Below are 17,063 nucleotides of genomic sequence, written 5' to 3' on the forward strand. Positions count from 1 at the left end.
TACCGGGCCGGGTCGCCCAGACCGGTTGTCACGTTGGCGACAACTGCACCCAGATCTTTCTTGTGCCCAGGTGTCGCGGCGTAGGCTGCGCACCGTGACAGACCTTCCGGCATTGATCGTTCACGCGTTGGTCGGCGGGCTGTCCGTGACCATCAGTAATGGCGGGGCGACCTGATGCGATTGACCATTCTCGGCTGCGCGGGGAGTTTCCCGGGCCCCGAAGCGGCCTGTTCGGCCTATCTGGTCGAGGCCGACGGCTTCCGGTTGCTGCTCGACTTCGGCTCGGGCTCGCTCTCCGCGCTGCAACGCTATGCCGGGCTGAAGGCGGTCGACGCGATCCTGCTGACCCACCTGCACGGGGACCACATCCTCGACGCGGTCCCGTACATCGTGGTGCGACGGTACGCACCGGACGGCCCCTATCCGGCGCTGCCGGTCTACGCCCCGAGCGGTGCGCCGGACCGGCTCGCCAACGCGTACAGCCTGGACGAGGGGCTGCTCGACGACGTCTACACCTTCTACGGCCTGCAACCCGGCACGTTCCCGATCGGCCCGTTCGCGGTGACCGTCGACCGGGTCAACCATCCGGTGGAGACCTACGGGGTGCGGCTGGAGCACGGTGGCCGGTCCCTCTGCTACTCGTCGGACACCGCACCCTGCGAGTCCCTGCTCCGGCTGGCCCACCGCGCCGACCTGTTCCTCTGCGAGGCGAGTTACCTGGACGGGGTGGAGAACCCGCCCGACCTGCACCTGACCGGGCGGGAGGCGGGCGAGATCGCCGCCAAGGCGGAGGTGGGCAAGCTGCTGCTCACCCATCTGGTCGCCGCCTGGGGAAGCGAGGCGGTGACCCACGAGGCGGCGCTGGGCGCCTTCGCCGGCCCGGTCGAGGTCGTCCGCCCCGGCGCCCGTTACGACCTCTAGCCCTCGGGCCGCACCGCCCCCCGGACGGCGCGCCGGACGCCTAGCATTCCTCGGATGGCGCACCCTCCGTCCGGTCAACCCCCGTCCGGTTTCCCAGGGCAGCCGACCCCGCCCGGCGGATTTCCATCGGTCCCGCCCGCCGGCCCCTACCCCCCGCCCCCCGCCGGCCCCTACCCGCCGCCCCCCGCCGGCCCGCCTCCCGCTGCCTACCCGGCCGCTCCCGGTCCCTATCCGGCGGGACCGCCCGGCTATCCCGGCCCGGGCTGGCCCGGCCATCCCGGCGCGGCGCGGCCGAAGAAGCGCCGGGGTTTCCTCGTCGCGGTGGTCCTGCTCTCCCTGGTGGCGCTGCTCTGCTGTGGCGGTGCCCTCTACGGGGGCTGGTGGCAGCCGCGCCAGGAGTTGGCCGGGCACAAGCGCCTGCTCGAGGAGATCGGCGGCCCGAGGGGCTTCCAGGACACCCGGATCCGGGAGCACGCCGGCACCACCAACGCCTTCACCGAGTACTACCTCATCTGTAGGGACGCGGTCTGTCCGCTCGACCCGGCGGGCGCGATCTACGAGTGGCTGCACGACAACGACGCCCCGGCCGACCGGAACCACGTCAAATCATGCCTGGGTTGGGCGGCCGCGCCCGACCCCGAGCTGTGCCGCTTCACCTGGCGGGGCAACGGCTGGCGCGTCGACGTGGACGCGTTCTGGAAGGGTGCCGACGGCCAGGACGCCGGTGACCGGGAATGGCTGCTCCGCACCACGGCCTCGGCCGACTGAGCCGGCGGGTACGCCCCGGCGGGCCGCAACGCGGACGCCCGGGGCACCCTCGGGCGGGGCGATCGGGCGAGCACATAGGCTGCGGGGATGGCGCGACCTGACGGGCGGCGGCCCGACCAACTTCGACCGGTGAGCCTGACCCGACGCTGGAGCATCCATCCGGAGGGATCCGTCCTCGTCGAGTTCGGTGACACCCGGGTGCTCTGCACGGCGAGTGTCACCGAGGGGGTGCCACGCTGGCGCAAGGGCTCCGGCCTGGGCTGGGTCACCGCCGAATACTCGATGCTGCCCCGCTCCACCACCACCCGCTCGGACCGGGAGAGCGTCCGAGGCAAGATCGGCGGCCGTACCCACGAGATCTCCCGACTGGTCGGCCGGAGCCTGCGGGCCTGCATCGACCTGAAGGCGCTCGGCGAGAACTCGATCGTGCTGGACTGTGACGTGTTGCAGGCCGACGGCGGCACCCGGACCGCCGCGATCACCGGCGCGTACGTCGCGCTGCACGACGCGGTGAACTGGCTGGCCGAGCGGAAGGCGTTGGCCGGCAAGCCGGCGAAGGTGATGCACCGGTCGGTGGCGGCGGTCAGCGTCGGCGTGGTGGAGGGTGAGCCGCGACTCGACCTGAACTACCTTGAGGACGTGGCGGCCGAGGTGGACATGAACGTGGTGTGCACCGGCACCGGGGACTTCGTCGAGGTGCAGGGGACCGGCGAGGCCGGCGTCTTCGCCCGCGAGCAGCTCGACGCGCTGCTCGACCTCGGTGTGCTCGGCTGCGCCGAGTTGACCGACGCCCAGCGGAAGGCGCTGGCCGAATGACCAGGGTGCTGCTGGCGACCCGGAACGCCAAGAAGCTGACCGAACTCCAGCGGATCCTCGACCACGCCCTCGGTGCGCAGCGCATCCAGCTCGTCGGGCTGGCCGACGTCGCGCAGTACCAGGAGGTCCCGGAGACCGGGCTGACCTTCGGGGAGAACGCGCTGCTCAAGGCGCGCGAAGGCGTCAAGTGGAGCAACCTGCCGACGATCGCCGACGACTCCGGGCTGGCGGTGGACGCCCTGAACGGCATGCCCGGGGTGTTCAGCGCCCGCTGGTCCGGCCGGCACGGCGACGACCGGGCCAACCTGGACCTGGTGCTCGCGCAGATCGCGGACGTACCGGACGAGCACCGGGGCGCCGCCTTCGTCTGCGCGGCGGCCCTGGTGCTGCCCGGCGGCAAGGAGCATCTGGTCGACGGCCGGCAGACCGGACGGCTGCTGCGGGCACCCCGCGGCGAGGGCGGCTTCGGCTACGACCCGATCTTCCTCGCCGACGGGCAGGACCGGACGAACGCCGAACTCTCCCCGGAGGAGAAGGACGCGATCAGCCACCGGGGCAAGGCGCTGCGGGCGCTGGCGAAGGTGATCGCCAAGGTGCTGCCGCCGGAACCGAACCGCCCGTAGCGGGGGATCCCGTCCCGACGGCGCGGGTCCGGGCCGGTCAGAGCCGGAGTTCCCGGCCCGGCCAGCGGGAGCGCAGCCACCGGTCGTGGCTGGCCACCACGATCGCGCCCGGACCGCCACCCATCGCCTCCTCCAGTTCGTCGGCGAGCCGGGGCGAGAGGTGGTTGGTCGGCTCGTCGAGCAGCAGCAACTCGGGCGGGTCGGCCACCAGCAACGCCAGCGCGAGCCGGCGGCGCTGGCCGACCGAGAGTTCCCCGACCGGCCGCGCCAGGTCGCGCGGGGCGAGCAGGCCGAGCGAACGCAGCGGTACGGCCTCGGCCCGCCGGGGTCCGAGCAGCTGCTGGTAGGTGTCCCGGACGGTACGGTCCGGCCGGTCGAAGACCGTGTCCTGGGTCAGCAGTCCCACGGTCAGCCCGCTGCGCCGGTTCACCTCGCCCTCGGCCTCCAGCCGGCCGGCCAGCACCGCGAGCAGGGTGGACTTGCCGGCACCGTTCGGCCCGGTGACCAGCAGCCGGTCGCTGGCCTGCACGTCGAGGCGGTCGAGGGCGAGCCGGCCAGGCACCCGGACGTCCCGCAGCGACAGCAGGATCCCGTCCGGGGACTTGCTGGCCAGCCCGGTGGCCCGGAACCGCAGCGGTTCCGGCGGCTTGCGGACCTGGTCGCGTTCCAGTTCGTCGAGGCGACGGGTGGCGTTGCGTACCCGTCGGGAGATCTGCTGCTGCACCCGCCCGGTGGTGTGGCCGTAGCCCATCTTCTCGCTGTCCCGCTTCGCTCGGCCGGGTGCGACCTGGTGTGCGGTCACCGAGACCGAGTGCCGCAGTTCGGCGAGCTCCTCCTGCTCCTCCTCGAAGCGCCGCTGCCAGCGTTCCCGCTCGGCCCGCTTCTCCGCCTGGTAGGCGGTGTAGTTGCCGCCGTACCGGGTCGGGCCCTCGACGGCCGGGTCGAGGTCGATCAGGTCGGTGCAGACCGCGTCCAGGAACGCCCGGTCGTGACTGGCCAGCACCACGACTCCGGGCAGCTCGCGGAGCTGCTCCTCCAGGAAGGTGGCGGCGGTGTCGTCGAGGTGGTTGGTGGGCTCGTCGAGCAGCAGCGCGGCGGGGCGCCGGACCAGCAGCGCCGCCAGGGCGAGCCGGCCGCGCTGCCCGCCGGAGAGCGAGGCGAGGGTGCGGTCGTGCGGCAGCTCGCCGAGGCCGAGCCCGGCGAGAACGATCCCGGCGCGCCGGTCGGCGTCCCAGGCCGCGTGCTGCTCGGCGCGGTCGAGCCGTTCCCCGTACTCGGTGAGCAGCTCCGGATAGCCGGGAGCGTCCTCCGCGGTGTCCGCCAGTGCCTGGCTGAGCCGGTCGAGTTCGGCGAGGTCCTCGCGGGCCTCCCGCAGGGCGTCGTCGAGTACGTCGGTGATCGTCGACGTCGGCTCGAACGGCATCTCCTGGTGCAGGAAGCCGAGGTCGGGCGGGCGGACGACGCTGCCGCCGTCCGGCTCGTCCGCCCCGGCGAGCAGCCGGAGCAGGGTCGACTTGCCGGCACCGTTCTCACCGATCAAACCGATCCGGTGCCCGGGTGCGGCGGTGAGGGAGACACCGTCGAGCACCCGTCGGCTACCGAGGGTACGGACGAGGTCGTTGGCGAGCAGGGCTGACTGGGACATCGCGACACCACCGGGAAGGATCGAGCCTTTCGCCCGCCGGGCAGTGCCTCGGGCGCGGGCGCGGGAAGGTGTCAGCGGCTCACATCACCTCGAACATATCCGCGGCCGGCCCGGCCCCGCAACGGATTTCCGGGTCTGCCGCGGCCGGCACGGTCGCCGACGCCGCGACAGACCGGTCGGAAACGGTCGATCGGGCAGGTCGAGGAGGTTCAGGCAGGTTGCGGACTCTCAGGCAGTCCTCGACGGGGGGTGGTCGGTCCGCCCAGCAGGGTGACCGGCGGGACGAGGTTCGCCAGTACCGTGCTCAGCCGTTCCAGCCGGGGTCCCGGCCGACGATTCCGAGGATCCGGTCCAGGGTCGGCGCGGTGGCCGGGACCGCCACCTCGGGGCCGTAGACCCCCATCTGCCGGCCCTGCTCGGCGGTCTTCACCACCTCGTCGTGCACGTACCCGAGCAGGTCGTCGTCCCAGCCCGGGTGCTGCCCGGTCGCCCGCGCCAGGTCCCAGGCGTGCACCACCAGCTCGGTCACGATCATCCCGCCGACCAGCGCCGCCGGCAGCTCGGTCGGGCCGCCCATGTGGGTGGTGCCGTCCCAGGCGGCCGGCTCGGCCCAGGTGGCCGCGATCCGCTCCAGCTGTGCCGTCAGCTCGGCCGCCCAGTCGCCAGTGGTCAGGTCCAGCTCCGTCTCGCTGCCGGCCGGCGGCGGTACGGTCTCCTTCCGCCCGGCGCCCTCCAGCGACGGACCCCAGAAGAGGAGGTGGTTGACCAGCCTCCGGACGTCGTACTCGGCGCACGGGGTGGCGTTGTCGAGCTGGTCGGGCTTGACGTGGCGGATGATCTCGGTCAGCGGTGCGGCCGCCCGGGCCACGAACGGTGCGTCAGGCATGCCGGCAAGCAAACCACGAGGTCCGGCGGCCGTCTTGAACGAACGCGACATAGCCTGGCGGACGTGGCGAGGGACGTACGCGAACTCGGCGGGGCGTGGGCGAGACACCAGCGGCACGCCTCCGCGACCCCCTCGGCCGACCTCGCCCGGTACGTCGAGCGCTACTGGATCGTCTCCTGGGACTACGCCGAGCCGTACCGGCAGTTGATCGTGCCGTACCCGAACGTGCACCTGACGTTCCGCGACGGCCGGGGGATCGTGACCGGAGTCAGCAGCGGACACCAGGTCAGGGTGCTGGCCGGCGTCGACCGGGTCTTCGGGGTGGCGTTCCGGCCGGGCTGCTTCCGACCCTTCCTGGGCGCGCCGGTCTCGACGATCACGGACCGGTCGATCGAGGCCGGAGAGGTCTTTCCGGGTGACCTGCCCGATCCGCTCGACGTGTCGACGGTGGAGGAGTACCTGCGCCGCCGGCTGCCCGAGCCCGACCCCCGGGCGGAGGAGGTGGCGGAGATCGTCACGCGGATCGCCGCCGATCCGGGAATCGACCGGGTGGACGTACTCGCCGAGGACCTCGGGATGAGCGTGCGCGGGTTGCAGCGGCTCTTCGCCGAGTACGTCGGTGTCGGGCCGAAGTGGGTGATCCGGCGCTACCGGCTGCGCGAGGTGACCGAGCGGCTCGGCCGGGGTGAGCCGGTCGACTGGGCCGCGCTCGCCGCCGAACTCGGGTACGCCGACCAGCCGCACTTCGCCCGCGACTTCCGGAAGATGTTCGGCGAGCCGCCGACCCGCTACGCGCAGCGGTACTAGGCGGCACGATGTCGACCGGCACGATGCCGACCGGCCGGGCCGGCCCGGGTACGCCCCGGACCCGCCCGACCGGTGTCGGCCTGGCCTCAGCGTCAGGACGGCATCCAGCGCTGGGCGTTGGAGCCGTTGCAGTCGTGGATCTGCAACGCCGTCCCGTTGGTGGTGTTGGATCCCGGTACGTCGAGGCACCGCCCCGAGACCGGGTTGACCAGGCTGAAGTTGGGTCCGATCCGCCATTCCTGGTTGGTGGCCGCCCCCGCCTGGCAGGCGTAGAGGTGCACGGGCGAGTTGTTGGCGGTGGCATAGCTGGCGACGTCGAGGCAGTACGTCCCGCCGATCCGGACCCGGCCGTCGCCGAGGATCGCCCAGATCTGCGACGAGCCGCTGTTGCAGTCGTAGATCTGCACCTTGTTGGTGTTCGCCAGGACGCCCCGGTCGTTGTCCAGGCACTTGCCGGCGAACGCCGACCGGATCAGGCCGACCCCGCTCTCGTCGAGCCGCCAGTCCTGGTTCTGTCCGCCGTGGCAGTCGTGGATGTACATCTGCGCGCCGTTGCCGACCGGCGTCGGCGCGTCCAGGCAGCGGCCGGAGGAGGGATTCACCAGCGACCCGTTCGCGCCGGGCTGCCAGCGCTGTCCGCTGGTGCCGGCGCAGGTGTAGAGCTGCACCAGGGTCTTGTTCGCGGTGCCGTTGCCGGTCACGTCCAGGCACTTGCCGGCGATCCGGATGCTGCCGTCGTCGACGACCTGCCAGATCTGCGCCGGGGGTCCGGCGTTGCACGCGTACGCCCAGATGATGTTGCGGTCGGCCGTGCCGCCGTTCTTGTTGTCCAGGCAGAAGCTGCCGGCGACCGCCGAGCGGAGCAGACCCTTGCCGCCGGTCGGGTTGGCCACCGCCGCGGCCAGGGTGTTGCTGCCGGTGTTCAGCCGGCCGTCGATGGAGCTGTTGCCCCGGTTGGTCCAGAGGTCCGGCCGGCCGTCACGGTTGACGTCGGTGCCGTCGATCGCCGGGGTGGACGCCGAGTCGAAGCCGCTGGTGGCGTAGACGGTGACCGGGCCGCCGGTGACCCCGGCCGGGGTGCCGGTGGCGGTGTTCCCGGTGAGCAGCTCCAGTCGGCCGGTGCCGTTGGTCCGGGCGAAGAGCGCCGGGTCGGCCCCGGCGGCGGCGGCGGTGATGGTCCGGCCGGTCCAGCCGGTGCTGAGCAGGATCGGCGCGTCGTACGCCCCGGGCGGGAAGCCCGGTGGGTAGAGGTAGAGGACGTCCCCGACGATCACGTACAGGTCCGGCAGCGGCGAGCCGGTGATGCTGGGCCAGGGCGAGGCGACGATCTGGTCGACGGTCTGGTTGCCGGCCTCGCCGTCGATCCGGGGGAGCTGGATCCGGATCCGGTCGACCGGGTCGAAGGAACTGCCGTCTCCGTTGCCGGGCAACACGTGCACGTTGCCGTCGGCGTCGCTGCGCGGCAGCCGTACCAGCAGATCCTGTGCGCCGTCGCCGTTGAGGTCCAGCGGGCTGGCCTTGGCGCCGGTCCAGTCGGTGAGCGCGCCGGTGCTGCCGGCGCCGCCGGGGCCGTCCAGGCCGACCTGGACCGCGGCGGCCAGCTTCCCGGTGCCGTCCGCGGCGGCGTACAGCCAGGCGCCGGGGCGGTAGACGGTGCCGATCGCGATGTGGTCGGGGCGGCCGTCCCCGGTGAAGTCACCCGGCGGGGCGGGCGTGCTCGGTGCGTCGGTGCTGAACCGGTAGCTGCTGACCGGGCCGGGGTTGCCGGCGCCGTTGATGGCGTAGACGTACAGGATGTTCGGGCCGAACCGGCGGGGGGTGATGGTGACGCTGGTGGGTGCGTTCGCCGGTTGGGCCGGCAGCAGGGTGCCGCCCCGGAACGGGCCGTAGGACTGTGGCACGGTCGCCGGCGGTGGGGTGTTCAGGCTGTAGACGTAGCTGATCGGCGCGTCGCTGCCGGCGGGCGGGGTCAGGGTGAAGGTGCCGGGGGTGCCGACCGGTGCCCCGGTGGTCCCGTCCGGGTACGTCGTGGAGGTCACCGTCGGCGGCGCCGGCTGCGCGCTGTTGAAGACGAACCGGCAGGTCGGGGTCGCCGGGCTGGTGTCCTTGCCGTCGTACGCCCGGACGTTCCAGGCGTACCGCTGCCCGTTGCTGAACTGGCTGGCGGGCAGGGTGACCGAGGCGACCTTGTTGTTGCTGACCGTGACCTTGGGCGAGGCGACCGTGGCCCCGGTGGTCTCGTTGACGACGCTGAACTGGCCTTCGAGCTGCGTCTGGGTGCCGTCCGGGTCGGAGAGGTTGGCCGAGAAGGTCACCGAGGTGTTGCCGATCTGCCCGACCGGGTTGCTGTTGCACGGCACCGAGGGACTGGTGGCGTACCGGTCCGGGGTGCGCGGGATCGAGTTGAACGTGATGGCGATGGTCGGGTTGTTCTGGAACTTGCGCCAGGCGTACTTGTCGCCCTCGTGGTTGTTGATCAGGCCGAGGGTGGCGGTGGGCCACTTGCCGGCGGCGGCGCTGCGGATCAGCGCGAGCACGTTGAAGTCGTGCTGCTTCGGGTTCTCGCTGCCGTCGCTGCGCCAGTTGCCGGCGAGCTTCTGGGAGTCGATCTGCTCGTACCGGGTGGGTTGCTTGTTCCAGGTGGTCGAGCTGTTGATCACACCCACCCGGAAGATCTTGAAGGTGAAGTCGTTGCTGTTGTTGGCCGACCAGACCGACTTGGTCTGTAGCGTCGCGCTGATGATGTTGGCGCCCCAGAGCGCGCTCGACATCGGGAACTGGAAGTACGACCGGCCGACGTAGTACGGCGACTCCCAGCCGTTGTAACCGGACCGGGCCCGCCCCGAGTTGTTCCAGTACGAGTTGTCCTTGCGGGCACTGTCGACGTACGTCCAGGCGTTGCGGGCCGGTGCGGTCGAGTTCGCGTTCCACGCCGGGTCCAGATAGAGCGGGTAGCGCACGTCCGGATCGCCGAGCAGGGCCGGGTCCGGCGAGAGCGTGAGCGCGTCACCGGTGACCCGGGTGGTGACCGTGGCGCGTTTCGCCGCCGGGCTGGCCTCGGTGGGGGTGGAGCGCTGCGGGCTGCCGGTCGCGGCGGCCTGTTCGCCGGTCGGGACGCTGGAGTCCCAGATCTCCGGGGTCGGGGCGCTGAACACGGTCCGGCCGTACTGGTCCTCGGCGGCCAGGCCGCCGTCCGGCATGGTGCGGACCGTGGCGTTGCGGGTGACGAGCGGGAGGGTGAGGTTCCGTACCGCCGGGTCGGCGGCGGCGGCCGCGTTCTTGATCACCAGCGCGTGCGCGAAGCCGCCCTGCTCGTTGGCGGTGACCACCAGGTCGACCCCGGGCAGCACGGCCGGGTAGGTCGCGGTCGCGCCGGAGACCGTCGGCGCCGGCAGCCGGGACGGGAACCGTAGGCCCAGCTTGCTGTCACCATTGCTGACCAGCGCGAACGGGTCGGTGCCGCCGCCGGAGAGCACCAGGTCGTACGGGGCGGCGGCCGGGCTGTAGCTGCCGTCCGGGTTGCGGCGCAGGGTCGGGTCGAGCGCCACCCAGCCACCGTCCCGCTTGACCCGGGTGGGTCGCGGGCTCACGTCCATGGTGAACGTGCCGTCCGGGTTGGCGACGGTGCGGGAGCTGGCCGTGGTCGCCGAGCCGACCTCGACCGACCGGCCGGTCAGTCTCGCCTCGGCGGCGGCGCGGTCCGAGTCGCCGAGCCGGTCGATCCGGTTCGCGGGGCGGGCCGGTGCGGGCTCCGCCCGTGCGGCGGCCGGTACGAGCGCCACCGTCCCGGAGGCGGCCAGCAGCAGAGCCAGCGCCGCTACGGTTCCTGGTCGAAGAAGTCGTCGTTTGAAGGCATGGTGAGCCATTCGATCCCCCGTTGCGTGCCGACATAAATCGATTACGGCCGTCTGTCCGAATAGGGCAACAAATGTGACAGGACGATGTGGACCCTGCGGGCCGCACAATATGACTCCGTCGGGGAAAAGTCGAGAGTTACGTATTTGGATTTCTGAGCGGTAGAGTCCGGCCACCGCATCGCAGACCACGGGGGTCGTCAGGATGACGAAAGCAGTCCAGCGCCCAGTCGATCGATTCTTGTCAACCATCCACTATCGACACAGCAGAGCCGGACGCAGCGGGTTTCCGGCCGCCAGACGTCCGCACCGATCGCAGCGGCGGTACGTCGGCTCCGGCGTCGGCCTGGTGCTGCTGACCACGCTGGGCCTGGCGGTACTGCCCCCGGGCCCCGCCGCGGCCGCTCCGCCGGCCGAACAGCGTTGGTCCAGCGTCCGGGGCACCCCGATGCCACCGGCGCCGAAGCGGACGCCGAACTTCGGCGAGCGCTGGGTGCCGCCACAGGTCGGTTGGCCGGCAGGTGGCACCGCGACGGTCGAGCTGGGTGACGCCCCCGGCACCGCCGGCCGCTCCGCCGGCCCGGACGCCGCGGTGGCCGCCGGCACGTTGCCGGTACGCGTGGCGAAGGCGACCCCGGACGGCCCGTCGGCGCTGCGGCTGACCCTGGCGGACCGGGCGACCGCCCAGCGCGCCGGCATCGACGGCCTGCTGCTCCAGGCCACTCCCAGCGGGAGCGCCGGCAAGCCCGGCCAGGTGCGGGTCTGGGTCGATCCGTCGAGCATCGTCGGGGCGTACGGCGGTGACTGGGCCCGCCGGCTGCGCCTGGTCTCGTTGCCGGCGTGTGCGGCGACCACCCCGGCCGAGCCGGCCTGCCGGGTGCGCACCCCGCTGTCCACCCGCTGGGAGGACGGCCAGCTCAGCGCGGTGCTGGCGCTGCCGGCCGGCCAGCGTGCCGACCGGACCTCGCCGACCGCCTCGACCGCCGTCTTCGCGGTGGCGGCCGGAGCGGCCGGGGACACCGGCGACTACGGCGCAACCCCGCTCAAGCCGTCCGGCTCGTGGACGGCCGGCGGCAGCTCGGGCGACTTCGGCTACAGCTATCCGGTCGACCTGCCGCCGGTGCCGGGTGACCTGGCGCCGTCGGTCGAGTTGGGCTACTCGTCCCAGTCGGTCGACGGGCAGCAGGTCTCCACCAACAACCAGTCATCGGCGATCGGCGACGGGTGGGACTATTCACCGGGGGCGGTGGAACGGACTTACCGGACATGTTCCGAGGACTCGGCGGCGCCGAAGACCAACGACTCGTGCTGGGCCGGCCCGATCGTCAGCGTCTCCTTCGGCGCCGGCTCCGGCGACCTGGTCTACGACGCGACGGTGCCGACCAAGTGGCGGCTCTCCAGCGACAACGGCGCCCGGGTCGAGTTGCTGCCCGGTGCCGACAACGGCAGCCACGGCGGCGAGCACTGGAAGATCACCACACAGGACGGTACCCAGTACTTCTTCGGGAAGAACAAGCTCCCCGGGCACAGCGGCAACAACCCCGTCACGAACTCGACCTGGACGCAACGGGTTTACCACCCCCGCTCCGGCGACCCCTGCTACAAGTCGACCGGCTTCGCCAACTCGCACTGCGAGATGGCCTGGAAGTGGAACCTCGACTACGTCGTCGACCCGGACAGGAACGCGATCGCGTACTACTACGGCACCGAGGCCGGCTACTACGGGCCGAACAAGGGCTTCACGCCGGTCAAGTACATCCGGGGCGGATACCTCGACCACATCGACTACGGGCTGCGTGACCCGAACCCGTACACCGGCCGTGCCCCGGCCCGGGTCGACTTCAGCTACTCCGAGCGGTGCGTGGAGTCGGCGACGGTCTGCGCCCCGGCCAACATCGACAAGAACAAGAGCAAGTGGCCGGACACCCCGTACGACCTGAACTGCAAGTCCACCGGTGACTGCTACATGCACTCGGTCACCTTCTGGACCCGGCTGCGCCTCACCGGCATCGTCACCCAGGTCAACAACGGCACCGGCTACACCACAGTGGACACCCACACGCTGACCCACACCTTCCCGGCGCCGGGCGACGGCACCACCCCGGCTCTCTGGCTCTCGTCGATCCAGCACACCGGCGGCACCGGCGCGAGCGCGGTCGCCCTGCCCCCGGTCACCTTCGAGCCGACCAAGCTGCCGAACCGGGCCGACGGACTCGACGGCGCCCCGGCGATGAACCACAACCGGATCTCGACCATCACCACCGAGACCGGCGAGGTGGTCGGGATCGGCTACCGCACCGAGTGCGCCGCACCGGTCACCCTGGCGCCGGAGAGCAACACCAAGCTCTGCTACCCGGTCTACTGGACCAAGGAGGGCGAGGAGAACCCGACCCGCGACTGGTTCCACAAGTACGTGGTCGCCGAGGTCACCGACCAGGACACCACCGGCGGCGGCACACCCGTCTACACGAGGTACGACTACCTCGACGGCGGCGCGTGGGCGTACGACGACAGCGAGGTGGTCAAGGACAAGCACCGCAGCTACGGGCAGTGGCGGGGCTTCGGCCGGGTGCAGACCCGGACGGGTGCCGGCGTCGACCAGAAGACGCTGACCGAGGAGATCTACTACCGGGGCATGGACGGCGACCGGCTGCCGAACAACGGCCGCCGCAGCGCGAAGGTGAAGCTCTCCACCGCGGTGACCGTGCCGGGAGCGGCGGTCGAGGTGCCGGACAACAGGCACCTGGCCGGTTCGGTCCGGCAGGTCGTCCGGTACGACGGTGACGGTGGCGCCGTGCACGACAGCACGGTCACCGACCACTGGGTCAGCCCGGCGACCGCGACCCGGAAGCGGTCGGTCGGCGACCTGACCGCGCAGATGGTGCGTACCGCGTCGACGAGGACCACCACGGCGATCACCTCGACCAGCCCCACCACCTGGCGGACCACCCGGGTCGACACCACCTACCACACCTCGACCGGCCTGCCGACCGTGACGTACGACCACGGGGACGTCAGCCAGCCGAGCCAGGCCACCTGCGCGGTGACCACCTACGCGCCGACGAACACGACGGCGCACATCGTCGACAAGGTCGCCCAGACCGAGACGTTCGCGCTGCCCTGCGGCGGGTCCGGGATCAACGGGCAGACCGCGCCCGCCTCGGTGAGCCGTCCGGCGGACGTCATCTCCAGCACCCGGGCGTTCTTCGACACCCCGACCTACGCCACCACCTGGCCGCAGCCGGCGCCGACCGTCGGAACCGTCAACGTCGTCCAGCACTACACCGAGGGCGGCTACGTCGTCGCCGCCCGGACGAAGAACGACGACTACGGCCGGTCGGTGGAGTCGTTCGACGCGAACGGCAACAAGACCATCACCGAGTACACGATGACCAACGGCCTGACCACGGGGGTGAAGGCCACCAGGCCGATGGGGCACGTCACCCGGACCACCCTCGAACCGACCCGTGGCCTGGAGGTCGAGGAGGTCGACGAGAACGAGCGGAAGACGACCCAGCGGTACGACGCGCTGGGCCGGCTGGTCGGGGTGTGGCTGCCCGGTCGCAGCCTCAGCGAGGGCGCGAACGAGAAGTACGCGTACGCGGTCTCGAACTCGGTTCCGTCGACCGTCACCACCTCGGCCCTGAACGACGACGGGTCCTACCGGGTCGAGGTGGAGTTCTTCGACGCGATGGCCCGGCCGAGGCAGAAGCAGACGTCGACCCCGGTCGGGGGTCGGCTGGTCACCGACTCGTTCTACGACTCGCGTGGCTGGCTGCGGATGGCGAACAACGAGTACCACGACAGCTCCAGCACGCCGAACACCACCATGCTGAACATGGTCGGCAAGGACCAGCAGATCCCGAACCAGGATCTGATCAGCTACGACGGGGTGGGCCGCAAGACGCTGATCGTGTCGAGGTCGAAGGGTCAGACGAAGTGGCAGACCCGGTCGATCTACGGCGGGGACCGGATCACCACCATCCCGCCCGAGGGTGGCACCCCGACGACCGAGGTGGCGGACGGCCGCGGTCGAACCGTCGAGCGGTTGAGCTACCGGGCGGTTCCCACCGTCAGCGGCTCGGTGGTCAGCGGCGGCAACCCGGTGAGGATCAGCTACCGGTACGACCGCCGGGGCAACCAGGACCGGGTCACCGACGACGACGGCAACTCCTGGACCACGACCTTCGACCTGCGGGGCCGGGCGGTACGGAAGACGGACCCGGACTCCGGCACCAGTGAGCTGGGCTACGACGCGAACGGCAACGTCACCTCGGCGAAGAACCCGCTCGGCCGGACCGTCACCACCACCTACGACGCGCTGGACCGGCAGACCGGCGAGTACGACGGCACCAGCGCGGCGGCCCCACCCATAGCGACCTGGACCTACGACTCGACCACCATCACCAACGGCATCGGCGAGGTGGCCAGCTCGACCAGCTACGACAACGGAAAGGCGTACGTCACCGCCCCGACCGGCTACAACGTCTGGGGCGAGGAGGTCGGGGTCAACGTCACCATCCCGGCCGATCCGGCCAACGGCACCCTGGCCGGCACCTACAGCTTCGGCCGGGAGTACAGCCCGACCAACGGGCTGCTGAAGAAGTCGATCTTCCCGGCCGGTGGTGGCCTGCCGGCGGAGACGGTGAACCACACCTACACCGCCCTCGACCTGCCCTCGGGAGTCGGCAGCTCGCTCGGCAACTACGTCGACTCCACCAGGTACAACGCGTTCGGGCAGGTGTCGCAGAGCAAGTTCGGCTTCGGCACCACCAACACCGCCTGGACGACCTACGTCTACGACGAGCACAGCAAGCGCCTGGTCAACACGTACGTCGACCGCAACGGCACCGGCAACTCGCGGATGAACGACGTCGTCTACAAGCACAACGCGGCCGGCAAGGTCACCCGGGTCACCGACGCCCGCAACTCCGGGGCACAGCAGGAGACCCAGTGCTTCCGCTACGACCTGCTCGGCCGGCTCAGCACCGCGTGGACGGCGACCGACGCCTGCGCGGTCGACCTCTCCGGCGGCGGCAGCAACGCCACCGTCGGCGGGATCAACCCGTACTGGACGAGCTGGACGTACAACGACGTCGGTGACCGGACCGGTCAGGTCCAGCACGGGCTGGCCGGCGGTGGCGACACCACCACGACGTACAGCTACCCGGCGGCCGGCGGCAGCCAGCCGCACGCCCTCCGCTCCGAGCAGACCACCGGCCCGGCCGGCACCACCACCCGGACCTTCCAGTACGACGTCCTCGGCAACACCATCGGCCGGACCACGCCGGAGCGCGGCACGCAGACCCTCGACTGGAGCATCGACGGCCGGCTCGCCCAGGTCCGCACCGGAAGCACCGTCGATGCCAGCTACGTCTACGACGCCGACGGCGAACTGCTGATCCAGCGCAACCTGAAGGAGAAGAACGCCGTCCTCTACCTGCCCGGCCAGGAGCTGACGCTCAACACGGCCAACGGCACGGTCAGCGGCCGGCGCTACTACTCCGGGGCGGACGGCACCACCTGCGTCCGCAGCGGCACGACCGCCGGGGCGTACAGCTATCTGATCAACGACCGGCTGGGTACCGCCACGCTGACCCTGGACAACAACGGCACCAACCCGAGGTGGCGGGCGTTCACCCCGTACGGCGCACCGCGCGGGACGGCCCCGACCAGTTGGCCGAACAGCCGGGGCTTCCTCGGCAAGCCGACCGACTCGACGACCGGGCTGACCGTGCTCGGTGCCCGGCACTACGATCCGGCGGCGGGGCGGTTCGTCAGCGTCGACCCGCTGTTGAACACGGAGGACCCGAACCAGATCGGCGGCTACACGTACGCGGGCGACGATCCGGTGAACCGGTCCGATCCCGGCGGCACCAACGCGTACGACAGCCAGACGCCGTGTGCGAAGTACAACTGCGGTCCGAAGAACATCGACAGGTCGCCGACCGCCACCAAGAACGCCACCAACAACGCGGCCAACGGTTGGAAGGCTCCGCCTCGTCCGCCGAAGCGGAGCGGTGGTGGCGGTGGCGACGACAAGGGCTCGCCGCCGAAGAAGAAGAAGTGCAACCTTCTCTGCAAGGCCAAGGGCGGCTGGGACGCAAGCGTCCGCTGGGCGAAGAAGCACCCGGACCTCGTCGGGGTCATCGCCGGTGTCGCCGTCGGCCTGACCTGCACGGCGGTGACGCTCGGAACGGCGACGCTGGCCTGCGGCGCCGCCGCGGGTGCGGTCGGCTCGGGCCTGTCCTCCTATCTCAAGGGCGACAGCCTCGGAAAGGTTCTGTTGAACACGGGTGTCGGGGCCATCATGGGCGCGGTCGGTGCGGGAGCCACCAGCCTGGTAGGCGGAATCGTGAAGGCGGGTGTCGCCAAGACGGCAGGCAAACTCGGGGCGTCACGCGTCGTCAGCGGTAGTTGGGAGAAGGCCGGCCGAGGAAAGGTCCTGCCCTCCGGGAGGGCCATGCTCAAGGAGGTCAAGCAACAGTTCACTCCGTCCGAGCTGAAGCGTGCTGTCACCATGCGGAGGGACCTGAACAAACTATCGGCGAAGCTCGCTCCGACCAGGAAGTCTCCCGGATTCACCAGGAACGTGCTCTCGTCGGATCCGAACTCCATGGTCGTCGGTGGTGTGGTCGGTGGCTATCTGCCCGGAAACGCCGACGACTTCGGAAAGTTGGGCGAGTTCAACCCGTGGAACGGGCTCAACGGGTTCCTCGGAAACGCCCGAGGGTAACGTCGGT

9 protein-coding genes are annotated in these 17,063 nt (G+C 71.2%); 6 read left to right on the forward strand and 3 right to left on the reverse strand.

Annotation, left to right across the window (positions count from 1 at the left end):
• Positions 1–174 precede the first annotated feature (174 nt).
• The 4 genes from C6W10_RS12335 (at position 175) to rdgB (ending at position 3,128) form a co-directional block, all read left to right on the forward strand.
• Positions 175–921: an MBL fold metallo-hydrolase gene (locus tag C6W10_RS12335; protein ID WP_107258185.1), complete on the forward strand. Its 747-nt coding sequence runs from the start codon at positions 175–177 to the stop codon at positions 919–921.
• A gap of 321 nt (positions 922–1,242) precedes the next feature.
• Positions 1,243–1,689, forward strand: coding sequence for a hypothetical protein (locus C6W10_RS12340; protein WP_107258186.1), 447 nt, complete (start codon positions 1,243–1,245; stop codon positions 1,687–1,689).
• Positions 1,690–1,776: 87 nt separating this feature from the next.
• On the forward strand, positions 1,777–2,505 hold the full coding sequence (gene rph / locus C6W10_RS12345; RefSeq protein WP_107258187.1) for a ribonuclease PH: 729 nt from the start codon (positions 1,777–1,779) through the stop codon (positions 2,503–2,505).
• Positions 2,502–3,128 carry an RdgB/HAM1 family non-canonical purine NTP pyrophosphatase gene (rdgB, locus tag C6W10_RS12350; protein WP_107258188.1) on the forward strand — a complete coding sequence of 209 codons (627 nt, stop codon included), beginning with the start codon at positions 2,502–2,504 and terminating at the stop codon, positions 3,126–3,128. The genes rph and rdgB overlap by 4 nt, the downstream gene beginning before the upstream one ends.
• Before the next feature lie 37 nt (positions 3,129–3,165).
• On the opposite strand, the gene C6W10_RS12355 is transcribed toward rdgB, so the two are convergent.
• Both C6W10_RS12355 and C6W10_RS12360 read right to left on the reverse strand, forming a co-directional pair.
• Positions 3,166–4,773, reverse strand: coding sequence for an ABC-F family ATP-binding cassette domain-containing protein (locus C6W10_RS12355; RefSeq protein WP_107258189.1), 1,608 nt, complete (start codon positions 4,771–4,773; stop codon positions 3,166–3,168).
• A gap of 304 nt (positions 4,774–5,077) precedes the next feature.
• The gene (locus C6W10_RS12360) at positions 5,078–5,659 is read right to left on the reverse strand and encodes a TIGR03086 family metal-binding protein (RefSeq protein WP_107258190.1); all 582 of its coding nucleotides are present in this window, start codon (positions 5,657–5,659) and stop codon (positions 5,078–5,080) included.
• 63 nt (positions 5,660–5,722) lie between these two features.
• Between C6W10_RS12360 and C6W10_RS12365 the strand changes: the two genes are divergently transcribed.
• Complete coding sequence (locus tag C6W10_RS12365; RefSeq protein WP_107258191.1) at positions 5,723–6,466, forward strand: helix-turn-helix domain-containing protein; 744 nt, start codon at positions 5,723–5,725, stop codon at positions 6,464–6,466.
• A 92-nt stretch (positions 6,467–6,558) separates the two neighbouring features.
• Here the strand turns inward: C6W10_RS12365 and C6W10_RS12370 are convergent, their stop codons facing one another.
• Entirely contained in the window at positions 6,559–10,332 is a 3,774-nt protein-coding gene (locus C6W10_RS12370) for a ricin-type beta-trefoil lectin domain protein (protein WP_159104561.1), read from the reverse strand.
• 337 nt (positions 10,333–10,669) lie between these two features.
• Here C6W10_RS12370 and C6W10_RS12380 point away from each other — a divergent pair, with 337 nt between their 5' ends.
• The gene (locus C6W10_RS12380) at positions 10,670–17,056 is read left to right on the forward strand and encodes an RHS repeat-associated core domain-containing protein (RefSeq protein WP_159104562.1); all 6,387 of its coding nucleotides are present in this window, start codon (positions 10,670–10,672) and stop codon (positions 17,054–17,056) included.
• The last annotated feature ends 7 nt before the right edge of the window (positions 17,057–17,063 follow it).

It is taken from the genome of Plantactinospora sp. BB1 (assembly GCF_003030385.1).
Taxonomy (GTDB): Bacteria; Actinomycetota; Actinomycetes; order Mycobacteriales; family Micromonosporaceae; genus Plantactinospora.

What these genes read in the sequence shown, in the direction of transcription:
- C6W10_RS12335 (WP_107258185.1), top strand. Translation starts at nt 175, where the DNA reads ATGCGATTGACCATTCTCGGCTGCGCGGGGAGTTTCCCGGGCCCCGAA.
- rph (WP_107258187.1), top strand. Translation starts at nt 1,777, where the DNA reads ATGGCGCGACCTGACGGGCGGCGGCCCGACCAACTTCGACCGGTGAGC.
- rdgB (WP_107258188.1), top strand. Translation starts at nt 2,502, where the DNA reads ATGACCAGGGTGCTGCTGGCGACCCGGAACGCCAAGAAGCTGACCGAA.
- C6W10_RS12355 (WP_107258189.1), bottom strand. Translation starts at nt 4,773, where the DNA reads ATGTCCCAGTCAGCCCTGCTCGCCAACGACCTCGTCCGTACCCTCGGT.
- C6W10_RS12360 (WP_107258190.1), bottom strand. Translation starts at nt 5,659, where the DNA reads ATGCCTGACGCACCGTTCGTGGCCCGGGCGGCCGCACCGCTGACCGAG.
- C6W10_RS12370 (WP_159104561.1), bottom strand. Translation starts at nt 10,332, where the DNA reads ATGGCTCACCATGCCTTCAAACGACGACTTCTTCGACCAGGAACCGTA.